Here is a 22139-nt window from a genome sequence, read left to right as displayed (position 1 = left end):
CCTTCTCAGGCCTGGCTCTGGCCGGCCGGCGTAAGTTCCTGGGTTTCGCTCGCGGTACCGCCGCCGGAGAGGCTGTCCCGGAGCTTGAAGTGCTGCAGCTTGCCGCTGGGATTGCGTGGCAATTCAGTCACGAACCGGATGTCCCGCGGGTATTTGTACGGGGCGATGGTCTTCTTGACGAAGTCCTGGATGTCCTTGCGCTTTCGGGCGTCGCCTGCGACGCCTTCGCGCAGCACGATGAACGCGCAGACGATGCTGCCGCGCTCCGGGTCCGGGACGCCGATGACCGCGTTCTCCATCACGTCCGGGTGCTGGTCAATGGCGGACTCAACCTCGGGCGCACCGATGTTGTATCCGGAGGAGACAATCATGTTGTCCGAGCGGGCCTGGTATGTGAAGTAGCCGTCCTCGTCCCTGATGAACGTATCCCCAGTGACGTTCCAGCCGTTGACAACGTAGTTCGCCTGGCGGGCGTCATCGAGGTAGCGGCAGCCGGTAGGGCCGATGACCGCCAACCGTCCGACCTGCCCGGGACCGAGTTCGTTGCCCTCGTCGTCGAGGATCGTCGCCCGGTAACCGGGAACAGCCCTGCCCGTAGTGCCGGGCCGGATGTCCTCGCCCGCCGCAGAAATGAAGACGTGCAGCATTTCAGTGGCGCCGATGCCGTTGACCAGACGCAAGCCTGTGGCCTCGTGCACGGCGTGCCACGTTTCCTTGGACAGGTGCTCGCCGGCGGAAACGGCCATGCGCAGGCTGCTGAGCAGATCGCCCCGGTCCTCCTTCAGGATTGCCCGGTAAGCGGTGGGCGCCGTGAACAGGATGGTCGCACCGGCGGCGGCCGCATTCTCGGCCAACTCCACCGGCGCAGCGCGTTCGGTCAGCAGTGAAGACGCCCCGAACCGCAACGGGAACACCACCAAACCGCCTAGCCCGAACGTGAACGCGAGCGGCGGCGAACCGGCGAAGACATCGTCCGGAGTGGGCTGCAGGATGTAGCGGGCGAACGTGTCGGCATTGGCCAGGATGTCCCGGTGGAAGTGCATGGTCACCTTCGGCACACCGGTGGTGCCAGACGTCGGACCCAGGAGGGCGACGTCGTCCGCGGACGTGTCCACTGCCGTGAACTTCCCGCTCTTGGACTCACAGCGCGCCGTGAGATCGCCGTCGTCGCCGAATGCGTTTTCCTCTCCGTACGTGAGGACCGTGATGTCCTCCCCTGCCGCCGCGGCGAGCTCGTCCACAAAGCGGTAATCGGAGATCGCCACCACCGGCTTGGTGAGCTGGATCAGCGTAGCTATCTCGCCGGACCGCAGCATGGGCATGGTGGTGACCACCACTGCGCCCGCTTTCAGGACGCCAAGCCAGGCGGCCACGATCCACGGGGTGTTCGGGCCTCGCAGCAACACGCGGTTGCCCGGGACCACGCCGAGGTCCTCCGTAAGGACCTGGGCTACTTGGTTGGCGCGTTGCTGCAACGCTCCGTAAGTCCAGACTGTGCCATCAGGCGTCCGGAGTGCAGGGCGCTCCGGACCGTGTTCAGCGACGGCGTTGTCGATGAGCACGGCCGCTGCGTTGAGCCGCTCGGGGTACTGGAGTTCGGGCAGGACGAATTCTAGCGCCGGCCAGGTATTGGCAGGCGGCAGATGGTCGCGCGTGAACGTGTCCACGTGGGCCGATGCCGTGAAGGTCATGGCCGTTCCTTTCAGTGGTGCGTCAGGGGGGTCGGGATGGTCAGGCGCTTCAGGCGCGGATCATGCCTTCTTGGGCGACGGTGGCAAGAAGTCTCCCGTGCCTGTCGAAAAACCGGCCCATTGCCAGTCCGCGGTTGCTCTGCCCAGAGACCGCCTCCTGGGCGTAGAGGACCCAGTCGTCGGCGCGGCCATCGCGGTGGAACCACATCGAGTGATCCAGGCTCGCGGTGGCGAGGCCCGGGCTGGACCAGTTGAGTCCGTTCACGCGGAGGAGCGGCTCCAGGATCGTGTAGTCGCACACGTACGCCAGCGCGGCGCGGTGGAGATCGGCGTCGTCGGGCAGACTGTCAAAGGCCTTGACCCAAATGGCCTGCTGCGGAAGAGAGCCGCCCTCAACCTCAACATAGACCGGCCCGGGAACATGCCGCATGTCGAAACTGCGGCCCGTGGACCAGTAGTCCGCGGCCGGACCGGCGATGCCGTCCAGAACGTCCGCTGCGCTGCGCAGCGATTCAGGCTCAACGGCGGCCGGGGCCTCAGGCTGGAAGTCCGGCCCGTCCTCGGGAACCTGGAAGGAGCCCATCGCCGCGTACACGGGCTTGCCGTTTTGGAAGCCGCGGACGGTGCGGGTGGAGTACCCGCGGCCGTCGCGCAAACGCTCCACTTCGTAGCGAACGCTGGAACCGACATCGGCAGGCCGCATGAAGTAACTGTGCATTGAGTGCAGTTGCCGGTCAGCGTCCACCGAGCGCATCATGGCCGCGGCCGCCTGAGCCACCATGTCTCCGCCGTAAGCCTTAGGCCACGGCACATACTGCGTGTTTGCCGCATACGCTTCATCGTGGACCTCCGCGGTCACCGGCGTAAGATCCACCGCCCGGAGGAAGGTCTCGGACGTCAGGGTTCCAGTGATCATGGCGGCTATGCCCTGCGGTAGTCGGCGAGGGTTTCGTCCGCAACGTCCTCGAGGTTGACCACGAGGTTCTCGGGAGTGCGGGCGGTGAGCCACACGAGGTCCTCGGTGACGGACATGTTGGCCTCAACGTGCGGCATGAACGGCGGCACGAACACCCAGTCCCCGGCCTTCATGTCGATGAATTCCTGGTAGTCCTCGCCGAAATAGATTCGTCCGTGGCCGCGCAGCACGTAGCCGCCAGTCTCGGCTTCGCCGTGGTGGTGCGGCAGCGAGCGGTAGCCCGGAGTGTTGGAGACCTGGCCGAACCAGATTTTGGTGGCCGGCGTGTGCTGGATGCTGACGCCGGAGACGCGGATGCAATCGCCGGACTGGGCGGTGTTGGTGTCTTCAGCCCCGGCGCGGGTGACGACCGGAACTACCTTGCCGTCAGACTGGGCGTAGATGGAGTTGTCGCCTTCAAGGCGGTATTCGGTGGCTGTTTGGCTCATGGGGGCTCTCCTTTGACGTGGTTGATGCTGTTGCTAGGCGTTTGCGATAACGGGTGCGTGGATCCGGAACCGGTTTTCGAGCCTGCCGATCCCGTCAATTTCGGTGATCAGCACATCGCCGTCACTCAGGAAGCGCGGCGGCCTCATGCCCATGCCGACGCCCCCCGGCGTTCCCGTGAGGACAAGGTCGCCGGGACGCAGCATGGTGAACTGCGAAATGTAGGAAAGAAGTTGCGCCGGGCCGAACACCAAGGTGCTGGTATTGCCTTGCTGCATAAGCTCTCCGTTGACGTAGCCACGAACTTCGAAGTCGTCGCGTGCCTCGTCCGCGGTCAGCAGGACCGGGCCCACCGGTGTGGTTCGGTCGAAGGCCTTGCCTTGGAACCACTGCAGTGTCCGGCTTTGCCAATCGCGCATGGAGACATCGTTGGCAACCGTGTACCCGGCAATTGCCGCGCGGGCCTGATCGTCGTCGGCGCGGAACAACTCAGAACCAACAACGACGGCGAGCTCGGCTTCCCAGTCGACGCGGACGCTGCCTTGGACTTCCACAGCATCGGAGGCGCCGACAAGGGTGTCCGCATACTTCGCAAAAAGTGTGGGGTATTCGGGAAGCTCGCGTCCCAGTTCCTGGATATGGTCGCCATAGTTCAGGCCGCAGCAGATCACTTTGCCCGCCCGCGGAAGGAGCGGCCCGAAGTCTGCGTCGGCTCCGGAAATGACGTCCTGATGGGTCGCAGCTGCAGCCTTTTCCACGATGGTCCGCCACTCCGGCTGGGCGAGAAGCGCCCCCACGTCGATGGCCGGCAGCGCGAGGTAGGAGTCGGCGGCCATGGCGAGCGCCGCCGTCGTACCGCCACCGACTGTCCGCAAGGTGGCAAGTTTCATGCGATCTGTCCCTTCGAGCGTCGCGTTCTTCACATGCATGTATCGATTTTTTTACGATCGTCACATATGCTCAACGTAGCACGGGCAGAATGATCTGCACAGAGACATTTCAAAGATTTTGCGGATACCACAACCCAGGAGGATCAGCATGAGCCACAAGACGGTCAACCCCGAATCGCTCCCCAAGCCCTCCGGTTTTGCGCACGGCATGCTCGCCGGCAACACGGTCTTTTTGGGCGGACAGACCGCGCTCGACAAGGACATGAACATCGTGGCCGGCGGCATCGTGGAGCAGTTCGCCCAGGCGTTCTCAAACGTGCTGACCACGTTGCGGGAAGCCGGCGGACAGCCCGAGGACCTTGTCAACGTGACCATCTACCTCACGGACGTTGACGACTACATGGCGAATGGGCGCGAGATCGGACGGATCTGGCGGGAAATGGCCGGCTCGCAGTACCCGGCGATGGCGGGCATCGGCGTGACGCGGCTGTGGCAGAAAGAGGCCATGATCGAGATCCAGGGCATCGCGGTCATCCCCGAGCGGTAGCGGTAGCGGCAGGGCCGTGACGTGAGCACTATCGATGAGCTTCGGGGGCACTTTGGGCCCCAGGCAGTGAGTAATGCTGCCGCCCCGATGAAAGCGGCGGCCCCGTTCCGGCCGCACACTCGCGGCCCGGCGCCGAGACGGTCGCCGGTGTGTGTTCGATGACGAGTGCGCTCCGGAGGCTTCCTGCTGCCACCAGGCGGGCATTGCGTTCGTCATTGCCGGTTGCACGCCATTCGGCGATGGCGGCGTCCTGATTGAACTTCACGTGCCGGGCGGTGAGCCGTCGCACCCGTTCGTCCTGTTCGAGCTCCACGAACCAGGTTTCATCCAGGAGGGATGCGACCTCGTTCCATGGGGCCTCTTCTAAAAGAAGATAGTTACCCTCGGTGATGACCAGGCTTGTTTCCGGCGGGACGGCGATAGCCCCGGCGATCGCGTCGTTGACTTCGCGGCGGAACACCGGTGCGAAGATCTCCCGCGAGGTCTCTGAGCGCAACCGGCGGAGCAACGCGACGTACCCGGCGCCGTCGAAGGTGTCAGGGGCGCCCTTGCGCTGCTCCAGCCCGCGGGACACGAGCAGCGACTGCGCCAGGTGATATCCGTCCATAGGGACCAGGGCGACCTGCCGGGGATGGTCGGTGAGCAGGCGCTCCAGCAGCCATTCGGAGATGGTGGATTTTCCGGCACCGGGCGCCCCCGCGATTCCGAGCAGGCGCCGTCCGCGCCGCCGGAGCAGCGCTTCAGCCCGGGCGAGGAGCTGCTGCTGGCCTGATTCGTCCCAGCGCAGGTATAGAGGGGTGTTCATCGCCTCTCCTTTCCGACTCTCGCCGGGACCAGGGCAGGAGGGTCACGGGTCTTCTACGGCATCACGTTACATCGGCGTGGACAATGCCCACACAACCTTTTCCGGACCATCGCCCGTCCACCCCTCCCCGGCCAAGAAAAGGAGCGAATCGAGGATCAGAAAATCCCCCGGACACATGCCCGAGGGATGACTCCAACCGGGTTCCAGCCCCTGAAAATCCGCCGCTCCCCCGAAAACCTCCACGGCTTCCCTGTCGCTGCGGCCTCGGATTGGGTAAGCTCCTGCCATGGCACGGCGCAGTTTTCTTCAATGGCCGGTCGTCCGGCAGCTGAGTACGGGCGATCTGCTGGGCCGCGGGCCGGCAGTAACCTCCCCGCAGACGAGGGCTATCACGCCGCGGACGGTCACCGCTGACCGAGTGGTGCAGAGCGTGTGCCCGTATTGCGCCGTGGGCTGCGGACAGCGGGTTTACGTCAAGGACGAAAAGGTCGTTCAAATCGAGGGCGATCCGGATTCGCCAATATCCCGCGGTCGTTTGTGTCCCAAGGGCTCTGCCAGCGAACAACTGGTCAACTCGCCGGGCCGTCAAACCGGAGTGCTTTACCGTGCGCCGCGCTCCACCCAGTGGCAGCACCTGGACCTGGCCACCGCCGTCGACATGGTGGCGGACCGCTTCATCGAGACCCGCCGCAGGACGTGGCAGCAGGAAGACGAGGAAGGCAGGCTGCTTCGCCGCACGATGGGGATTGCTTCGCTGGGCGGGGCAACACTCGATAACGAAGAGAACTACCTGATCAAGAAACTCTTCACGGCTGCCGGTGCGGTACAGATCGAGAACCAAGCCCGCATTTGACACTCCTCCACGGTTCCCAGTTTGGGAGCCTCGTTTGGACGCGGTGGTGCGACGCAATCACTGCAAGACATGGCCAATGCCGACTGCATCGTCATTCAGGGTTCCAACATGGCCGAATGCCACCCGGTGGGATACCAGTGGGTTGCGGAGGCTAAGGCACGCGGAGCAAAGGTCATCCACGTCGATCCCCGCTTCACGCGAACCTCCGCCGTCGCGGACAAGCACATTCCGATCCGGGCCGGCTCTGACGTCGTCCTTCTGGGCGCCCTGATTAACTACGTCATCACCAATGACCTCTGGTTCAAGGAGTACGTCGGCGCGTACACCAATGCGGCGACGCTGGTGCATGCGGACTACCGCGATGCCGAGGACCTGGGCGGCCTGTTCTCCGGTTTCGATCCGGAAAAAAGGGCGTACGACACGTCGTCCTGGGCGTACGCGGAACAAGGTGAGGGCGCGATTGATGAGCCGGGGCCCAGCCGGGAACACGGCGCCGAAGCGTCCGCCCGTGCTGCCGCCGACACCTTCGGCAGTGGCGGGCCGCCGCTGGAGCATGCCGAAGTGCAGCGGGATGACACCCTGCAGGACCCCCGGACGGTCTTCCAGATCGTCAAGCGGCATTATGCCCGGTACACCCCGGAGATGGTCCGGGACATGTGCGGCATCAACGTGGCGGATTTCGAGTATCTTGCCCGCAGCATCACGGAAAACTCGGGACGCGACCGGACTACCTGCTTCGCCTACGCGGTGGGCTGGACTCAGCACTCCCTGGGAGCGCAGTTCATCCGGGCCGCGGCGATCCTTCAGCTATTGCTGGGAAACGTGGGGCGCCCCGGCGGCGGGATCATGGCCCTTCGCGGCCATGCCAGCATCCAGGGGTCCACCGACATCCCGACATTGTTCAACCTGCTCCCCGGCTACCTGCCGATGCCCAGCGCCGGCCGCCATGACAGCCTCAGTGAATATCTGGCAGCAGTTGGGTCAAAACAGCAAAAGGGCTTTTGGGCCGACGCCGACGCCTACACCGTCAGCCTGTTGAAGGCCTGGTGGGGTGAAGCCGCGACCGCGGACAACGACTGGGCCTATGATTACCTTCCGCGGCTGACGGGGGCGCACGGCACCTATGAGACCACTATGAGCATGCTCAAGGACGAGGTGGAGGGCTACTTCATCCTTGGGCAGAACCCCGCAGTGGGCTCGGCCAACGGCCGGCTGCAACGGCTTGGCATGTCCCATCTGAAGTGGCTGGTGGTGCGTGACCTGAACATGATCGAGTCGGCCACCTGGTGGAAGGACGGCCCGGAGATCGAATCCGGCGAACTGCGCACCGAGGACATCGAGACCGAAGTCTTCTTCCTGCCCGCGGCCAGCCATGTGGAGAAAGCCGGCTCGTTCACGCAGACCCAGCGTCTGCTGCAGTGGCGCCACCAGGCGGTGGCACCGCCCGGGGAGTGCCAGAGCGAACTGCAGTTCTTCTTCGAGCTCGGCCAACGGATCCGGGCGAAGCTGGCCGGCTCTGAGGACGAACGGGACCGTCCGCTGCTCGACCTGACCTGGGACTACCCCACGGATGAGCACGGCGAGCCGGACGGCGAGGCCGTGCTTGCCGAGATCAACGGCCGTCAGCTCAGCGGCCCGGACGCGGGCAAACCGCTCTCCGCGTATACCGAGCTGCGCGCAGACGGTTCCACGGCGGCGGGCTGCTGGATCTACACCGGCGTGTACGCCGACGGCGTCAACCATGCCGCCAACCGTAAGCCTGGTCAGGAACAAGGGCCCGCGGCTTCGGAATGGGGCTGGGCCTGGCCGGCCAACCGCCGGGTCCTCTACAACCGGGCGTCCGCGGATCCCGCCGGTAAGCCGTGGAGCGAGCGGAAGAAATACATCTGGTGGGACCAGGAGCAAGGAAAGTGGGTCGGTGACGACGTTCCCGATTTCCCGGTGGACCGGGCTCCGGGAAGCCGGCCCGACCCTGCCCTCGGCGGCCCTGCCGCCCTTAGCGGGGATGACCCCTTCATCATGCAGGCCGACGGCAAGGGCTGGCTGTTCGCGCCGAAGGGCCTCATGGATGGGCCCCTTCCCACCCACTACGAGGCTCAGGAATCCCCCGTGGCCAACGCGCTCTACCTGCAGCAGCAGAGTCCGGCGCGGCTGGTGTTTCCGCGGGAAGGCAACTTCAGTGCGCCAAGTGCCGGTAGCCCGGGCGCGGACGTGTACCCGTACGTCTTCACCACGTACCGGCTTACTGAGCATCACACCGCCGGCGGGATGAGCCGCTGGCTTCCTTACTTGTCCGAATTGCAGCCGGAGATGTTCTGTGAGGTTTCGCCCGAGCTGGCTGCCGAGCGGGGGCTTGAGCCCTACGGGTGGGCCACCATTATTTCGCCCCGCTCGGCCATCGAGGCGAGGGTGCTCATCACTGACCGGTTGAAACCCCTGGCCGTGGGCGGCCATACCGTGCACCAGATCGGGCTGCCCTATCACTGGGGCGTGGGCAGCGACGCCGTCGTCAGTGGCGATGCCGCCAATGACCTGCTTGGCGTGACGCTGGATCCCAACGTCCAGATCCAGGAGTCCAAGGTCGCCTCCTGCGATATCCGCCCGGGCCGCCGGCCTCGCGGGCAGGAACTGCTTGCCTTGGTCACCGCCTATCAGGCGCGGGCGGGCCTGACCGCAGAGACCGGCAACCGCGCCGTTACCGATCCGATGTTGGAGGACTAGATGGGCCAGTTGTCCGGACCGACCGATCCCACCGCCGATGCGCACTGGGAGCACAGCCATCCGCGGAAGGGATTTTTCACCGACACCTCGATCTGCATCGGGTGCAAGGCCTGCGAGGTTGCCTGCAAGGAGTGGAACCATAACCCGCAGGACGGCAACCTGGAGCTGCTCGGGTCCTCCTACGACAACACCGGAGCCCTGGGCGCCAGCACTTGGCGTCATGTCGCGTTCATCGAGCAAGGTCAGGATCGCATTGTGGAGGCCAGGGAATCAGGCCGCGCCCTGGTCAATCTCGGCATGCCGCGCATCGGTCCGCCGGCCACGGCATCGCCAGCTGCGACGGACCTGGCCGAGGCCGACACCAGGCCCCCGGACACGGCAGACTTCAGGTGGTTGATGTCCTCCGACGTTTGCAAGCACTGCACGCACGCCGGGTGCCTCGATGTGTGCCCCACCGGAGCGCTTTTCCGCACCGAATTCGGCACCGTGGTGGTACAGGACGACGTCTGCAACGGCTGTGGAACCTGCGTCGCCGGGTGTCCTTTCGGCGTCATCGAGCGCCGCGCCGACGGCTCGGTCAAGGTGGCCACCAGCAGGAACGACCAGCACGCCAAGCACCCCGCCGTCCCCAATGCGGGCATCGCCCAGAAGTGCACGCTGTGCTACGACCGGCTCGTCGCTGACGAGACGCCGGCGTGCGCCAAAGCGTGCCCTACGACGTCTATCAAGTTCGGCGACCATGACGACATGGTGGAGACGGCCAGGGAACGGGTTTCCAGCCTGCACGCGCAAGGCCTGACGGAGGCAAGGCTCTACGGTGCGAACGAAAACGACGGCGTCGGCGGAACCGGATCAGTCTTCCTGCTCCTCGACGAACCCGAGGTCTACGGACTTCCGCCGGACCCGCGGGTACCCACGGCTGACCTGCCAAAGATGTACCGAAGGGCCGGCATGGCAGTAGCGGGCATGGCCGCGGCAGTTGCAATGGCATTCCTGGGAGGGCGTGCATGACCCTCTCAGAGTTCGACAGCTTCCGGCCATCGGAACCGGCCCGCCGTCGCCGGCGGGAGGGCAAACGAGGACCGGGCCGGCGCCCGGCCAATGGCGACGGCTCCCGGGAAATGCCCATGGTTCCCGAGCCCGAATTCACCTCCTACTACGGCCGACCGGTTGTAAAGCCGGCACCCTGGGGTGATGACGTTGCCGCCTACCTGTTCCTGGGCGGCGTTGCCGCCGGTTCCGCGCTGCTCGGACTCGGCGGCCAGCTGACCGGACGGCCGGCCCTGCGCCGGAATGCCCGGCTGGGTGCCTTGGCGGCGGTGAGTGCCGGGGCTGTCGCGCTGGTGAAGGACTTGGGCCGCCCGGAACGTTTCCTGCATATGCTGCGGACTTTCAAGGTCACCTCGCCGATGAGTGTGGGCTCGTGGATCCTCAGCGCCTTCAGCGCTGGCGCGGGGGTCGCGGCGGTGGCGGAGATCGACCGGATCAGCGGATCCCGGCTTCCGCTGGGGCCGTTGCGGAGCGTACTGCGGGCTGTGGAGGGACCGGCCGGCTTCGAGGCCGCCGTTTTTGCCGGACCGCTGGCGGCGTACACGGCAGTGCTGCTCGGAGACACCGCCACACCGACGTGGAACGCGGCCCACGAGGAACTGCCGTTCGTCTTCGTAAGTTCGGCAGCCCTCGCTTCTGCCGGGCTCGCCATGGTCACCACGCCGGTGCGCGAAACGGGGCCGGCCCGGAATCTCGCCGTACTCGGCGTCCTGGGCGAGGTGGTGGCCATGAAAGTGATGGAACGCCGGATGGATCCAGTGGCGGCAGAGCCCCTGCACCAGGGCAAAGCAGGCACCATGCTGAAATGGAGCGAGCGCTTGGCGGTCGCCGGCGGGCTGGGAACGCTGCTGGGCGGCCGGCACCGCCTAGCGGCGGCCGCCTCCGGACTCGCGTTGCTGGCCGCGTCGGCCCTGACGCGTTTCGGTGTATTTGAGGCGGGCCTCGCTTCTGCCAGAGATCCGCGGTACACCATCGAACCGCAAAAGAAGCGGCTCGCGGACCGCCGTGCAGCCGGAATCACCGACGACGCGATCACCACCGCGAGCTGAAAACGAACGGCCGGGTTTCAGCGGATCTCGAGGCCCTGGCCGACGGCGGTATGCCCGATCACGGGATAGCCGGGCACCTCGCCGACGACGAGCAGGCCGCCGGAGGTCTGCGCGTCGGCAAGCAGGAGCAGATCGTCTTCGGTTACACCCCCGCCGGCCCGTACGTGCGGTCGCACCCAATCGAGGTTGCGCCGCGTCCCCCCGGAGACAAAGCCATCCCGCAGCGCCTGCCGGGCGCCGTCGACGAGTGGTACCGCTTTCAGGTCGATCACTGCCCCCACCCCGGAGGCGCGGCACATCTTGTACAGATGTCCAAGCAGCCCGAAGCCCGTCACATCGGTGGCCGCACTCACGCCTGCCGCCGCCGCACCCTCGGCGGCGTCGCGGTTGAGGCGGGTCATTGTCGCTATCGCTTCGGGGAACACTTCACCAGTCTGCTTGTGCCGGTTATTGAGCAGTCCGACGCCGATCGGCTTGGTGAGCGTGAGCGGCAGCCCGGGCTGGGCGGCGTCGTTGCGCAGCAACCGGTCCGGGTGGGCGACGCCGGTCACCGCCATGCCGTACTTCGGCTCCGGATCGTCAATCGAGTGGCCGCCGAGCACCGGGCACTCCGCCTCGGAGGCGACGCTCAGGCCGCCGCGGAGCACCTCAGTCATCAACTCCAGCGGCAGCACGCCGCGGGGCCAGCCGACGAGGTTGATCGCCATGATCGGGCGCCCGCCCATCGCGTAAATGTCCGAGAGCGCGTTGGCGGCCGCGATCCTGCCCCAGTCAAAGGCATCGTCCACCACGGGAGTGAAGAAGTCCGCGGTGGAAAGTACCGCCAGGTCGCCGCGCACCAAGACGGCTGCTGCGTCGTCGCCGCTGTCAAGGCCGACCAGCACGTCCGCACCGGGCTGGCCGGTGAGGCCGCGTACCGCTTCCTCGAGTTCGCCGGGCGGAATCTTGCACGCGCAGCCGCCACCGTGGGCGTAGCCAGTGAGCCGGACCGCGCCGACGGCGTCGTCGGGCAATTGCGGAATAGACGTCTGAGTGTCTTTCACTCCCCTAGGGTACCCCTGCGGTCAATCTGCTAGATTGAACCCGGTGGCGTCCGGGTCCTGGTGGGCCCCCCGGTCTTCAAAACCGGTGAGGCTGAGTATCTCGGCCTGGCGGGTTCGATTCCCGTCCGCCTCCGCCAACCACCGGCACCCAAGGCCGCGGAAGGAGGAGCGACAATGGAGCACGTGGATCCCCGCCGCCGGATTCCGCGCACCGACGATCTGCTGGCACTGCCGGCCGTCGGGGCGGCCCGGAAACGCCTGAGCGAAGGCGTCATCCGCGATCTCGTCCGGCAAGCCCAGGGGCAGGCGCGGCGCGGTGAGCTCGCTCCGGACCAAGTAGAACCGGTCCTGCTGGCCGCCGTCGCTGCACGCACGGCGACAACTTTGCGACCGGTGCTCAATGCAACAGGTGTAGTCATCCATACCAACCTCGGCCGCGCCCCGCTTTCTGCCTGCGCGGTCGAAGCACTCATCGCAGCCAGCGGCTACGTCGACGTGGAGCTCGACCTGGCAACCGGCAGCCGCTCCCGCCGCGGCGCCGGTGCCCGGGCTGCACTGCTCGCAGCCTGTCCCGCTGCCGAGGACGCGCTGGTGGTCAACAACGGGGCTGCCGCGCTGGTGCTGGCCACCACGGCCCTCGCCGCCGGCCGGGAGGTGGTCGTGAGCCGCGGTGAACTGGTCGAGATCGGTGCCGGCTTCCGGCTGCCGGACCTGATCGAATCGACCGGCGCGAGGCTGCACGAGGTGGGCACCACCAACCGGACGCACCTGCGGGACTACGCCAACGCCCTCGGACCGGACACCGGCTGCGTACTCAAGGTCCACCCGAGCAACTTCCGCGTGGATGGATTCACCTCCGCTGTCCCATTGGGCGAACTGAGCCCGCTGACGGCGGCGCACGGGGTTGCACTCGTGGCCGACTTGGGCAGTGGGCTGCTGGCGCCCGATCCGCACCTGCCCGAAGAACCGGACGCTGCCACCGCGCTGGCCAACGGGGCCGACGTCGTCATCGCCAGCGGCGACAAACTGTTGGGCGGACCCCAGGCCGGTTTGCTGCTCGGCCGCGCGGAAATCATCACCCGGCTGTCCCGCCACCCGCTTGCCCGTGCCCTCCGGGCCGACAAACTTGCCCTCGCGGCGCTGGAGGCGACGGTTGCGGGCGGACCATCGCCGGTTGTCCGGGCGCTGCACGCGGACGCCGGGCAATTGCGGCGCCGCACCGACAAGCTCGCCCAAGCCCTCGGTGTCCCTGTCGTGTCCCATGACGGCCGAGTGGGCGGCGGCGGGGCCCCCGGCGTTCCTTTGCCGGGCTGGGCGCTACGGCTCCCGGAGGGACTTGCAGGGCATTTGCGCACCGGTGATCCTGCCGTGCTGCCGCGCGTCCACGACGGCTCCTGCCTGATCGATCTGCGCTGCGTTCCCCCCTTGGATGACGAGAGAATTCTCGACGCGGTACGGCAGGCCCTGGCAACCCTTGGCGTCGCGGATGCAGGCAAGGCGGGCTGAGCAGTGCATGTCGTTGCGACTGCCGGCCACGTCGATTCCGGTAAAAGCACCCTCGTTCGCGCCCTCACCGGCATGGAGCCGGACCGTTGGGAGGAGGAACGGCGCCGCGGGCTGACCATTGACCTGGGCTATGCCTGGACCACCCTGCCGTCCGGACAGGATGTAGCGTTCGTTGACGTACCGGGCCACGAACGCTTCCTCGGAAACATGCTTGCTGGAATCGGACCAGCGCCGGTCGTCTGCTTCGTCGTAGCCGCGGACGAGGGTTGGCAGGCACAGTCAAGTGATCACCGGGACGCCGTCGCTGCGCTTGGAATTGAATGCGGCGTGGTGGTGCTAAGCCGCGCGGACCGCGCATCCGGGCAGCAGGTCGCAGACGTGCTCTCGCGAACACGCCTGGAGCTGGCCGGGACGGGTCTGCAGGACGCGCCCGCAGTAGCTGTGTCGGCCACCGAGGGTACCGGCCTCGCCGAGTTGCGTGCCACGCTCGACGACGTACTGGCCCGAGTCCCTTCCCCCACCACGACGGGGCGGCTCCGATTGTGGGTGGACCGTTCCTTTACCATCACCGGTTCCGGAACCGTGGTGACCGGAACACTGGCAGCAGGAACGCTCGTTCAGGGTGACCGGCTGCAGCTGCTCGGCCACGACGGTTCGCGGCCCGTCGTCGTCCGCGGCCTGCAGAGCCGCGACACGTCGTACTCGTCGCTGGGGCCCGTCAACCGGGTGGCACTGAACCTCCGTGACGTTTCCGCCGCCGACATCCGCCGTGGAGACGCGCTGCTTACCCCCGAGGCGTGGCCCATCACGGGCGTGCTGGGCATCCACCGCATCACCGGCGTGGCCTACACGGATGTGCCGGAGCAGCTCATGGTGCATGCCGGCACTGCGGCCGTGCCGGCCCGGCTGCGACCCTTTGGTGCAGACCACGCACGGCTCGTCCTCGACAGGCGGCTGCCGCTCGTTCTCGGGGACCGTCTGGTGTTGCGGGACCCTGGGAGCCGCTCGGTGCTGGGCGGCGCACAGGTGCTCGACGCCGAGCCCCCTGCCTTGCGGCGGCGCGGCGACGGCGCCCACTGGGCGAAGCGGCTCGCAGGCCTGGATGCCTCCGGGGACGTGCTGGGCGAAGTGGCAGGCCGCGGAGCGGTACAGGAACAACACCTGCGCCGGCTCGGGCTGCTGACGACTACGCATGACGCGGAAGCGCCCTCCGGTGTCCTGGTCTTCGGCGAGTGGTGGGTGCATGCACCCGTCTTCGAGGCATGGCAGCATCGGCTGCGCACGGCGCTCGAGGCGCTGCATGAGCGCGATCCTTTGGCACCGGGCCTTTCCCAGGGTGCGGCCCGGGATCTCCTCAAGCTGCCCGATGAGAAGCTTCTTGCCCCCGTCGTGCGCGATGCAGGGCTGGAACAGGAAGGCGGCCACGTCCGGCTGCCCGGCAGCCATGCCAACCTCGGCGCCGTCGGGTCCGCTGTCGCGGAGTTGGAGCGCCGGCTTGCCGCAGACGCATTCCATGCCGCGGGAGCCGATGAGTTGGCTGCGCTGGGCCTAGGCGTCCGCGAGTTGGCTGCGGCCGAGCGCGCCGGGCGCGTGCTGCGGTTGCGCGACGGGGTGGTGCTGCTGCCTACGGCGCCGGCCCTCGCCATGCGCGAGCTGGCCCGCCTGGAGCAGCCCTTCACCACCAGCCAGGCACGCCAGGCACTCGGGACAACACGACGGGTCGCGGTTCCCCTGCTGGAATATCTCGACTCGCGCGGCTGGACGCGGCGCCTCGATGCCGGTCACCGCACGGTGGTGCGTTGACCGGGCCGGGGGCCATTCGCTATTGCGCTGGTTAAGGCGCATGCTGATCGGGAGGGCAGCCGTGACATTGAGGCTTGTGGCGTTTCCATGAGTCGCTGTTCTCGCAGTACCCAGGCCCCCTAATCACCGGTCCGGGCTCCGTGGGAGCCGTCAAGCAGCCGGCGGTTTCCATGGCGGTAGGTACGTGGCTTTCAGCGGGCCGGGCAGTTGATCCGGCCGCGCGGCATCGTTGTGGGTATGCTGGGTCGCTGACGGAAAGGCGGATCCCCATGAAGGAGCCCTCATGGGTTCAGCACGCTATCTGGTGGCAGGTGTACCCTCTTGGCTTCCTCGGGGCGGAGCCCGGATCTGAGGCGCTGAAGCAGCCAGTGGAGCATCGATTAACCCGGCTGATCCCCTGGCTTGATTACGTCGTGGAACTTGGGGCCTCGGGCCTTGCCCTGGGTCCCGTTTTCTCCTCAGAGACGCACGGCTACGACACCACCGACTACTACCGCATCGACCCCCGTCTGGGCGATGACGCGGACTTCGACGAGCTCATCACGCAAGCCCACGCCCGTGGGCTGAACGTCTTGCTCGACGGTGTCTTCAATCACGTAGGGCGCAGCTTCGAAGCGTTCCAACACGTCCTCGCCGAAGGGCCTCAGTCCCCGGCCGCATCGTGGTTCCGCCTGGCATGGCCGGAATCCGGGTGGGCACCGGGGATCGAGCCCGGATACGACGATTTCGAAGGCCACCGTCACCTCGTGGCCCTGAACCATGCCTCGCCTGAGGTTGGTGTTTACGTAACCGATGTGATGAAGCACTGGCTGGGCCGCGGGGCGGACGGATGGCGGCTGGACGCGGCGTACGCGGTCCCGGCGTCGTTCTGGAAGCCTGTCCTGGCCGAGGTGCGGCGCACGTATCCGGAGGCTTACTTCGTCGGCGAGTACATTCACGGCGACTACCCCGAAGAGGTGCTCCAGAGCGCGCTGGATTCCGTCACGCAGTACGAGCTGTGGAAGGCCCTTTGGAGTTCGCTCAACGACTCCAACTTCTACGAGCTCAGCTCCGCGCTCGAACGGCACAACGGATTCCTCAACACCTTCGTGCCGCTAACCTTCGTCGGCAACCACGACGTCACCCGCCTCGCAAGCCGGCTCAATAATCCAGACCACCTGCCGCTCGCCCTCACCGTCCTCCTCACCATTGGTGGAACGCCATCCCTCTACTACGGCGACGAACAGGCCTTCCGCGGCATCAAGGAAGACCGCGCCGGCGGAGACGACTCGATCCGGCCCGCCTTCCCCTCGACTCCCTCCAAATTGTCACAGGCCGGGTGGCCCGTCTACCACTTGCACCAGGAGCTGATCAGCCTCCGCCGCCGCCACCCCTGGCTGCACCGCGCCCGCACCACGGTCCGGACGCTCAGCAACGAACACATTGTCTACGAAGCCAGCGGAAGCGGCGGCACGCTCACGGTCGCGCTAAACCTCTCGGCCGCACGTGCAGAGCTCCCCGTGGGCTCGTCGGCGGCCGCGGTACTGGCCGGGCGCGGCAACAAGCACCCCGAGCGGAACACCTTAACTCTCTCCGGCCACGGTTGGGCAGTCCTCGGAAGCCCCCGCTAACGCAAAGACACCGGGGCAGTGTCGCCCGTCTCTGGGGTTCTTGGTCGCCTATGTTTCGGCCGTCCTTTTCGTTTCGGTCGCCGGAGGCGTCTCTCCGCCTGCCCGGCCCGGGAGCGTGGGTTCCTGAAGCCTGATGCGCGCATGCAGGACGTCGCCGATAAACCAGTCGTAGATCAACACCCCGATCACTCCGCCGATGAAGGGCCCCACGATCGGCACCCAGAAGTACCAGCTGAAGGCCCCGTCCACCGTACCCGGCAGCGCCGTCTGCCCCCATCCGGCCAGCCATGCAAACAGCCGTGGCCCGAAGTCACGGGCCGGGTTGATGGCGTAGCCGGCGTTCGCGCCGATCGACATGCCGATGGCTGCAACGGCCAGCCCGATCATGAACGGACCCAGGTTCGCCTGGACCGCGGTGTTGCGCATGTCGATAATGGCCACCACGAACATGAGGAGGAAAGCCGTTCCGACAATCTGGTCGACCAGCGGTCCCACGGGGCTGCCGTTGAAGTAGGGTGCCGGGAACGTGGCGAAAATGGAGTAGCTGGCAAGACCCTTCGGATCCGCACGCCCGGTCCCGACGGCCTTGTTATAGGCATCGATCGCGTCGTGATAGAGCAGGTACACCATCGCGGCCCCGGCGAAGGCGCCCAGAACCTGCGCGACGATATACGGTCCCACTTTGCCCCAGGGAAATTTACGCCGGACCGCGAATGCCAGGGTCACTGCCGGATTGATGTGTGCTCCGCTGACGCCACCGGCAACGTAGATAGCCATCGTCACCGCCAGGGCCCATCCCCAGGTAATCAACAGCCAGTCTCCGGCGGCCACGAAGATCGTCGTGGAGGTCGCGGCCCGGCCGGATCCCGGCAAAGCGGCCACTGCCATGGCCACAACCCCATCGCCGAAAGAGATCAACACAAATGTGCCAAGAAATTCTGCAAGAAGTTCACCCCAAGTGCCGCCCAACTGCTTAAGGCCACTGCCGTTCCGGACCGCATTCCTAAGTGGACTGATATCGCTCATCGCGAGTGCCTCCTCGAGCCATCTGATCTACCAACGAAATTGACAACCCCAGTACATTTATGCTACGCCGATAGTGTCCGCAGGCAACGGTCCAAGATCTATCCGCCGTGGGCACGGTCGGGCACCTGCACCCTTATCCTCCATATATGTCAAGGCTCCACAGGTCCCAGCTGAGGCCCAGCCCCAGGTAGGGCCCTTCCTCCACGGCCCTTAGCGCGCCGCGCTTCGTTCTCTGTTACAGCGGTTTCGCGCCAACCTCCAACTGTCGTCGGTGTTCGTAAATCGATTTGTTAGGATGTCGCTCAATTGAGCATCCGCTCCTCGATAAAGGCAAACCCGGTGCGAGCCGGGGACGCAAAGCCACGGGGCCCCCGAGGTCAGCCGGGCTACCGAACAGCAAAGGTCTCCGGTATGTTCCCGACTCCCGAGTTGCCATGTGGCCAGTCCTGCGTGGCGCAGCCACAGAAGCCCAGCCTTAGTGACCGGGGCATTTGATGGCCTGGACTGACAAAGCGGTGCCCGGCACGTCGACGGGGATCACCCGCGTTTTACTGCGGGTTGTGACGGACGACGCTGGCCCCGACGGCGTGGACCGGGTGCTGCTACGGGCAGGGCTGAGCGACCGGCGGGACCAGCTTCTGAGTGCGGATGGAAGGATTTCCTATCCGGACAAGCTGCGGCTTTTCGATGCTGCCGCTGATGAGCTCGCGGACCCAAGGATCGGGCTCCGCCTTGGTGCCATGTCGCTGCAAGACGACGCTTTGGAGCCGTGGCGCCGGCTGGGTCGGGAACAAGGCTCGCCTGCAGCCGCGTTCCGCGGCGTCTCTCCGTTCTCCACGCGCTTTGATTCCGCGACCCTGCTCGCGTGTCACCGGGCCGAAGATGGATCAGCCTCACTCAGCTGGAAAGTCCTGCCTCCCTACAAACCCAACAGGGTCGACTGCGACGCCCAAATGAGTTTCCTCGCCCAGGTCCCCGTCCTCTTCGGGCTTCCTCGCGCACATGTGGCCCACGGCGACGCATGCCAGGTCACGGGGGCCTCAGAGTGCCGCTACGAGGTAACGTGGACCGTACCGCCCCTTCAGCGTTTTTGCGGTCTGCTGCGCAAACCCGCACCGAATAAAAGGCTAAGCGACCCCCGCTCAGTGGCCGAGCACAGGCTGCGCACTTTGGAGGGCGCGGCGGCGGACCTAGCGAGCATGGACTCATTGGAAGAAATCCTAGACCGGATCCTGGACCGCACCGACAGCGCAGTACACGCCCCTGGCCACCTTCTGGCTGTGCGCACACCAGGCGGGGGCCGCCATGTTCGGACCCGCGGCCTTGGGGACGTACTAGCGGCGGGGCTGGACGAGAACGGAACTGCCCTTTCGCCGGGCTCATCCATTTTGGACGGACTGCCCGTGATCAGCGCTCCAGTGGAGTCCGCGAAACGTTTTTACGGCGTTCTGGCCGCCGTGGCGCATACCGGGCAGCAATTCTTCCCCTATGACGCCGAGGCCCTGGCATCCTATGCACAGCATGCCGCCGTCAGCCTCGATATTGCGGGCGTCGTCGCCGAAGCCCGGGAACACGGAGAGACGGCTCATCTGCTGCTCAACGTCTCCGGTTCGCTGGCCCAGCACTCCACGGTGCTCTCGCTGGCCAGCACGATTGCCGACGCTGTACCGACCCTCTCGGGCGCCGACCGGTCCGCGATCGCCCTTTGGGATCCCGAAGGGGAACGCCTCCGGATTGCAGGGATGAGCGGATGGCACGGTGAATCCGCAGAACGACTCGGTTCCTACATCGTCGCCGCCCAAGACAGCCCGGAGCTTACCCAACTGCTCGCCAGCCGCGCTCCGATGCTGGTGGACAGGGGCGGGTCGGACTGGGCCCGTGGCATGCTTGACGAGTTCGACATCTCAGCGCTGGCTGCTGTGCCGATTCTAACCGGGGGCCAGCTCGCCGGTATCGTACTGGCGCACTGGACATGGGCAGACCCGGCCACCCTGAACGGCGCCCTTACCGATCGTCTCAGCGGTCTGGCCGCCTTGGCTGCTGTGGCTCTGGAGAGAATCCGACTCCTTGAAGATGCCCGCCGGCAGGCTCTGCATGATCCGCTCACCGGCCTGCCCAACAGGGCGTTGCTGGAGGACCGCCTGGAAGCCTGCCTGGCTCGGGCCGCCCGGGATGGAAACCAGGTCGGCCTCCTCTTCTGCGACGTCAACCGGTTCAAAAGAATCAACGACGGTCTCGGCCACGGCGCTGGTGACAGCGTGCTCCGCCACATCGCCGCCCAGCTGCAAGGGGCTGTACGCGATGGGGATACTGTCGCCCGCTACAGCGGTGACGAGTTTGTCGTCCTTCTGCCCGATCTCGACGCCCCTTCTAGGGTCGACCATGTGGCTGCCATGATCCGTTCGAGCCTGGCCAAACCTGTCGAGATCGACGGCAGGAAGGTGTTCGTCGACATTGCGATTGGATCCACCGTCGGCGGGGTAAACCCCGGCGATAAGGCGAGCTCGCATGCAGAAGCGGGCCGACGTCTCGTAGCGAAAGCGGATTTCGAGATGTACCGGGCGAAAGCCCGGGCCCGGGGCCACACCCCGCCGCGAAACCAGCGCACGGACTACCTGCGGCTCGAGTCTGACCTGCGCGGAGCCGCCGCCCGCGGCGAACTGCGCGTCGAATTCCAACCCCAATTCGACATGGCAACGAAGTCCGTAGTCGGCGCCGAAGCACTTGTCCGTTGGGAACATCCCGAACTTGGCCCGCTGGCGCCCGGAGAGTTCATCCCCCTGGCGGAAGACAGCAACCTCATCGCAGAGGTCGGCGCCCATGTCCTCTCCGTGGCCTGCCTTGCCGGCGCTGGCTGGCGGGCGGCGGGGCACTCCACGGAGATTGCTGTCAACGTGTCGTCAGTCCAGCTCAGCGACGCGACCTTCCCGTCGCTGGTCCGGGAGATCTTGAGCCGATCGAAATTACCTGCCGCCGCTCTCACCTTGGAAGTCACCGAGTCCCAGGCCATGACCGACTCCCCCGTGAATGATCGCAACCTCCGCGAGCTTCGTGACCTTGGCGTCGGAATTTCCATTGACGATTTCGGTACGGGCTATTCCTCCCTCGCCCAGTTACACAGGCTGCCGGTCACAGAGGTCAAAATCGACCGGTCTTTCACCACGCGGCTCGGTGAAGACGGATCCGATGCATTTATCGCCGGGATCGTCGGGCTGGCCCACGGCCTCGGCCTGCTGGTGGTCGCAGAAGGAGTCGAAACATCAGACCAGCTATCCGCACTAACGAAGATTGGCTGCGACCGCGCTCAGGGGTTCCTTCTCGGCAAACCGATGGACGCACCAGACTTCGAAGTACAACTCGGAAGTTCGTGCCCAGCGCTGACCACTCAGCAACCCGCTGTCCCGGTTGCCGGAAGCGTTCTCTGGACCCTCATGTCAGACGCCAACGAAGCGCGCCAGCTAATTTACGGCGCCGCTGAGAAGGCAGGCTACCGAGTGGAGAGCTCGGAAAGAGCAGAGCTACGGATCCACGTGCCCCGCTCCATCCGCCGGCGGCGGCGGCCATCGCGGTTGACCGGCGCAATGTCAACCACCGGCGGGCGTACCGACGTCGTATGGACAATTGACGACGGCGGAACTGAGCTCAACGACCTGCTGCTCGAGGCCGAGGAAAATCTTCCGGAGGGCGTCATGTACTACCACGGCCTCACGGACGCGGCCGCGAGGGAAGGGCTCGCCTTCAGCGGCATGAAGGCAGTCCGGCGGATTGTTGACCTCTTGGGCCCAGACGATGTGGTCCGAGCGGTGGGGAAAGGACACCTCAAGGACGAGGCCGGTTTTGTCGTCCTCACGGGCACTCGGCTGATATTCGTGCCGGAAGGGAAGGACTCGTCAGCGGGGGTGACCGACGTAGTGCAGCACTCAATCGAATCAATCCAATTAGGCAAACGAAGTTCCGGCGAGACCCTAAGAATCACAATGGCCCGAAGAGTCCTGGACGTCACCCGGCTGGGACACGGGGAGGGACACGCCATTGTCAAAAGCTTTAGGGAACTCGCTGGCGAGCGGGAACGGACCGGCCCAAACGGCAGGGATGTGCGCGGCCTTCCCGGCCAAGGGGTCGAATAGGATCGGAGAGCTGGGG

Annotated in this window: 15 protein-coding genes, 1 tRNA gene, 1 pseudogene and 1 riboswitch; of the genes and pseudogenes, 10 read left to right on the top strand and 7 right to left on the bottom strand. The window is 66.0% G+C overall.

Features of this window, described 5'->3' with window-relative positions; translation table 11 throughout:
- Positions 1–5 precede the first annotated feature (5 nt).
- Genes AB4Y72_RS14475 through AB4Y72_RS14460 form a run of 4 tightly spaced genes read right to left on the bottom strand, consistent with a single transcriptional unit; the run spans position 6 to position 3983 of the window.
- A complete protein-coding gene (locus AB4Y72_RS14475) occupies positions 6–1691 on the bottom strand; it encodes an AMP-binding protein (RefSeq protein WP_441426851.1) in 1686 nt (561 codons plus the stop codon).
- 49 nt (positions 1692–1740) lie between these two features.
- Positions 1741–2607, bottom strand: a complete 867-nt coding sequence (locus tag AB4Y72_RS14470) for an acyl-CoA thioesterase (protein WP_441426850.1) — start codon at positions 2605–2607, stop codon at positions 1741–1743.
- Between the two features lie 5 nt (positions 2608–2612).
- Complete coding sequence (locus AB4Y72_RS14465; protein WP_441426849.1) at positions 2613–3095, bottom strand: cupin domain-containing protein; 483 nt, start codon at positions 3093–3095, stop codon at positions 2613–2615.
- Positions 3096–3128: 33 nt separating this feature from the next.
- On the bottom strand, positions 3129–3983 hold the full coding sequence (locus AB4Y72_RS14460; protein ID WP_441426907.1) for a fumarylacetoacetate hydrolase family protein: 855 nt from the start codon (positions 3981–3983) through the stop codon (positions 3129–3131).
- Between the two features lie 148 nt (positions 3984–4131).
- Between AB4Y72_RS14460 and AB4Y72_RS14455 the strand changes: the two genes are divergently transcribed.
- A complete protein-coding gene (locus AB4Y72_RS14455; protein WP_441426848.1) occupies positions 4132–4530 on the top strand; it encodes a RidA family protein in 399 nt (132 codons plus the stop codon).
- Between the two features lie 28 nt (positions 4531–4558).
- On the opposite strand, the gene AB4Y72_RS14450 is transcribed toward AB4Y72_RS14455, so the two are convergent.
- Complete coding sequence (locus tag AB4Y72_RS14450) at positions 4559–5335, bottom strand: nucleoside/nucleotide kinase family protein (protein ID WP_441426847.1); 777 nt, start codon at positions 5333–5335, stop codon at positions 4559–4561.
- Between the two features lie 286 nt (positions 5336–5621).
- On the opposite strand from AB4Y72_RS14450, the gene fdh reads away from it, so the two are divergent.
- The 3 genes from fdh to nrfD are packed head-to-tail and all read left to right on the top strand — an operon-like array spanning position 5622 to position 11008.
- Positions 5622–8909 (top strand): formate dehydrogenase, encoded by a 3288-nt coding sequence (gene fdh, locus AB4Y72_RS14445; RefSeq protein ID WP_441426846.1) that lies wholly within the window; start codon positions 5622–5624, stop codon positions 8907–8909.
- Complete coding sequence (locus AB4Y72_RS14440; protein WP_441426845.1) at positions 8910–9920, top strand: 4Fe-4S dicluster domain-containing protein; 1011 nt, start codon at positions 8910–8912, stop codon at positions 9918–9920. It begins immediately after the preceding gene.
- Positions 9917–11008, top strand: a complete 1092-nt coding sequence (gene nrfD, locus AB4Y72_RS14435) for an NrfD/PsrC family molybdoenzyme membrane anchor subunit (protein ID WP_441426844.1) — start codon at positions 9917–9919, stop codon at positions 11006–11008. The genes AB4Y72_RS14440 and nrfD overlap by 4 nt, the downstream gene beginning before the upstream one ends.
- A gap of 17 nt (positions 11009–11025) precedes the next feature.
- On the opposite strand, the gene selD is transcribed toward nrfD, so the two are convergent.
- On the bottom strand, positions 11026–12051 hold the full coding sequence (gene selD / locus AB4Y72_RS14430; RefSeq protein WP_441426843.1) for a selenide, water dikinase SelD: 1026 nt from the start codon (positions 12049–12051) through the stop codon (positions 11026–11028).
- A gap of 42 nt (positions 12052–12093) precedes the next feature.
- On the opposite strand from selD, the gene AB4Y72_RS14425 reads away from it, so the two are divergent.
- The 4 genes from AB4Y72_RS14425 to AB4Y72_RS14410 all read left to right on the top strand — a co-directional run bounded on the left by AB4Y72_RS14425 (position 12094) and on the right by AB4Y72_RS14410 (position 16970).
- Positions 12094–12188, top strand: a tRNA-Sec gene (locus AB4Y72_RS14425).
- Between the two features lie 37 nt (positions 12189–12225).
- Entirely contained in the window at positions 12226–13557 is a 1332-nt protein-coding gene (selA, locus tag AB4Y72_RS14420; protein WP_441426842.1) for an L-seryl-tRNA(Sec) selenium transferase, read from the top strand.
- Between the two features lie 3 nt (positions 13558–13560).
- Positions 13561–15360, top strand: a complete 1800-nt coding sequence (selB, locus tag AB4Y72_RS14415) for a selenocysteine-specific translation elongation factor (RefSeq protein WP_441426841.1) — start codon at positions 13561–13563, stop codon at positions 15358–15360.
- A gap of 269 nt (positions 15361–15629) precedes the next feature.
- Entirely contained in the window at positions 15630–16970 is a 1341-nt protein-coding gene (locus tag AB4Y72_RS14410) for an alpha-amylase family glycosyl hydrolase (protein ID WP_441426840.1), read from the top strand.
- Between the two features lie 48 nt (positions 16971–17018).
- On the opposite strand, the gene AB4Y72_RS14405 is transcribed toward AB4Y72_RS14410, so the two are convergent.
- Positions 17019–17996: an MIP/aquaporin family protein gene (locus tag AB4Y72_RS14405; RefSeq protein ID WP_441426839.1), complete on the bottom strand. Its 978-nt coding sequence runs from the start codon at positions 17994–17996 to the stop codon at positions 17019–17021.
- Positions 17997–18315: 319 nt separating this feature from the next.
- A riboswitch (cyclic di-GMP riboswitch) is annotated at positions 18316–18390 on the top strand.
- Between the two features lie 100 nt (positions 18391–18490).
- Here AB4Y72_RS14405 and AB4Y72_RS14400 point away from each other — a divergent pair.
- Both AB4Y72_RS14400 and AB4Y72_RS14395 read left to right on the top strand, forming a co-directional pair.
- Positions 18491–18946, top strand: a pseudogene (locus tag AB4Y72_RS14400) (AraC family transcriptional regulator ligand-binding domain-containing protein); the annotation flags it as partial.
- 54 nt (positions 18947–19000) lie between these two features.
- Entirely contained in the window at positions 19001–22123 is a 3123-nt protein-coding gene (locus tag AB4Y72_RS14395) for a putative bifunctional diguanylate cyclase/phosphodiesterase (RefSeq protein WP_441426906.1), read from the top strand.
- Positions 22124–22139: the final 16 nt, after the last annotated feature.

Source organism: Arthrobacter sp. YAF34 (assembly GCF_052113245.1).
In the GTDB taxonomy this organism is placed as follows: Bacteria; Actinomycetota; Actinomycetes; order Actinomycetales; family Micrococcaceae; genus Arthrobacter.
Note: the sequence above shows the minus strand (reverse complement) of the source record. Positions and strands in the feature narration are given on the sequence as shown.

Bases quoted from the DNA above. Each gene is read 5' to 3' on its own strand.
- AB4Y72_RS14475 (WP_441426851.1), bottom strand. From the start codon at position 1,691: ATGACCTTCACGGCATCGGCCCACGTGGACACGTTCACGCGCGACCAT.
- AB4Y72_RS14470 (WP_441426850.1), bottom strand. From the start codon at position 2,607: ATGATCACTGGAACCCTGACGTCCGAGACCTTCCTCCGGGCGGTGGAT.
- AB4Y72_RS14465 (WP_441426849.1), bottom strand. From the start codon at position 3,095: ATGAGCCAAACAGCCACCGAATACCGCCTTGAAGGCGACAACTCCATC.
- AB4Y72_RS14460 (WP_441426907.1), bottom strand. From the start codon at position 3,983: ATGAAACTTGCCACCTTGCGGACAGTCGGTGGCGGTACGACGGCGGCG.
- AB4Y72_RS14455 (WP_441426848.1), top strand. From the start codon at position 4,132: ATGAGCCACAAGACGGTCAACCCCGAATCGCTCCCCAAGCCCTCCGGT.
- AB4Y72_RS14450 (WP_441426847.1), bottom strand. From the start codon at position 5,335: ATGAACACCCCTCTATACCTGCGCTGGGACGAATCAGGCCAGCAGCAG.
- AB4Y72_RS14440 (WP_441426845.1), top strand. From the start codon at position 8,910: ATGGGCCAGTTGTCCGGACCGACCGATCCCACCGCCGATGCGCACTGG.
- nrfD (WP_441426844.1), top strand. From the start codon at position 9,917: ATGACCCTCTCAGAGTTCGACAGCTTCCGGCCATCGGAACCGGCCCGC.
- selA (WP_441426842.1), top strand. From the start codon at position 12,226: ATGGAGCACGTGGATCCCCGCCGCCGGATTCCGCGCACCGACGATCTG.
- AB4Y72_RS14410 (WP_441426840.1), top strand. From the start codon at position 15,630: ATGAAGGAGCCCTCATGGGTTCAGCACGCTATCTGGTGGCAGGTGTAC.
- AB4Y72_RS14405 (WP_441426839.1), bottom strand. From the start codon at position 17,996: ATGAGCGATATCAGTCCACTTAGGAATGCGGTCCGGAACGGCAGTGGC.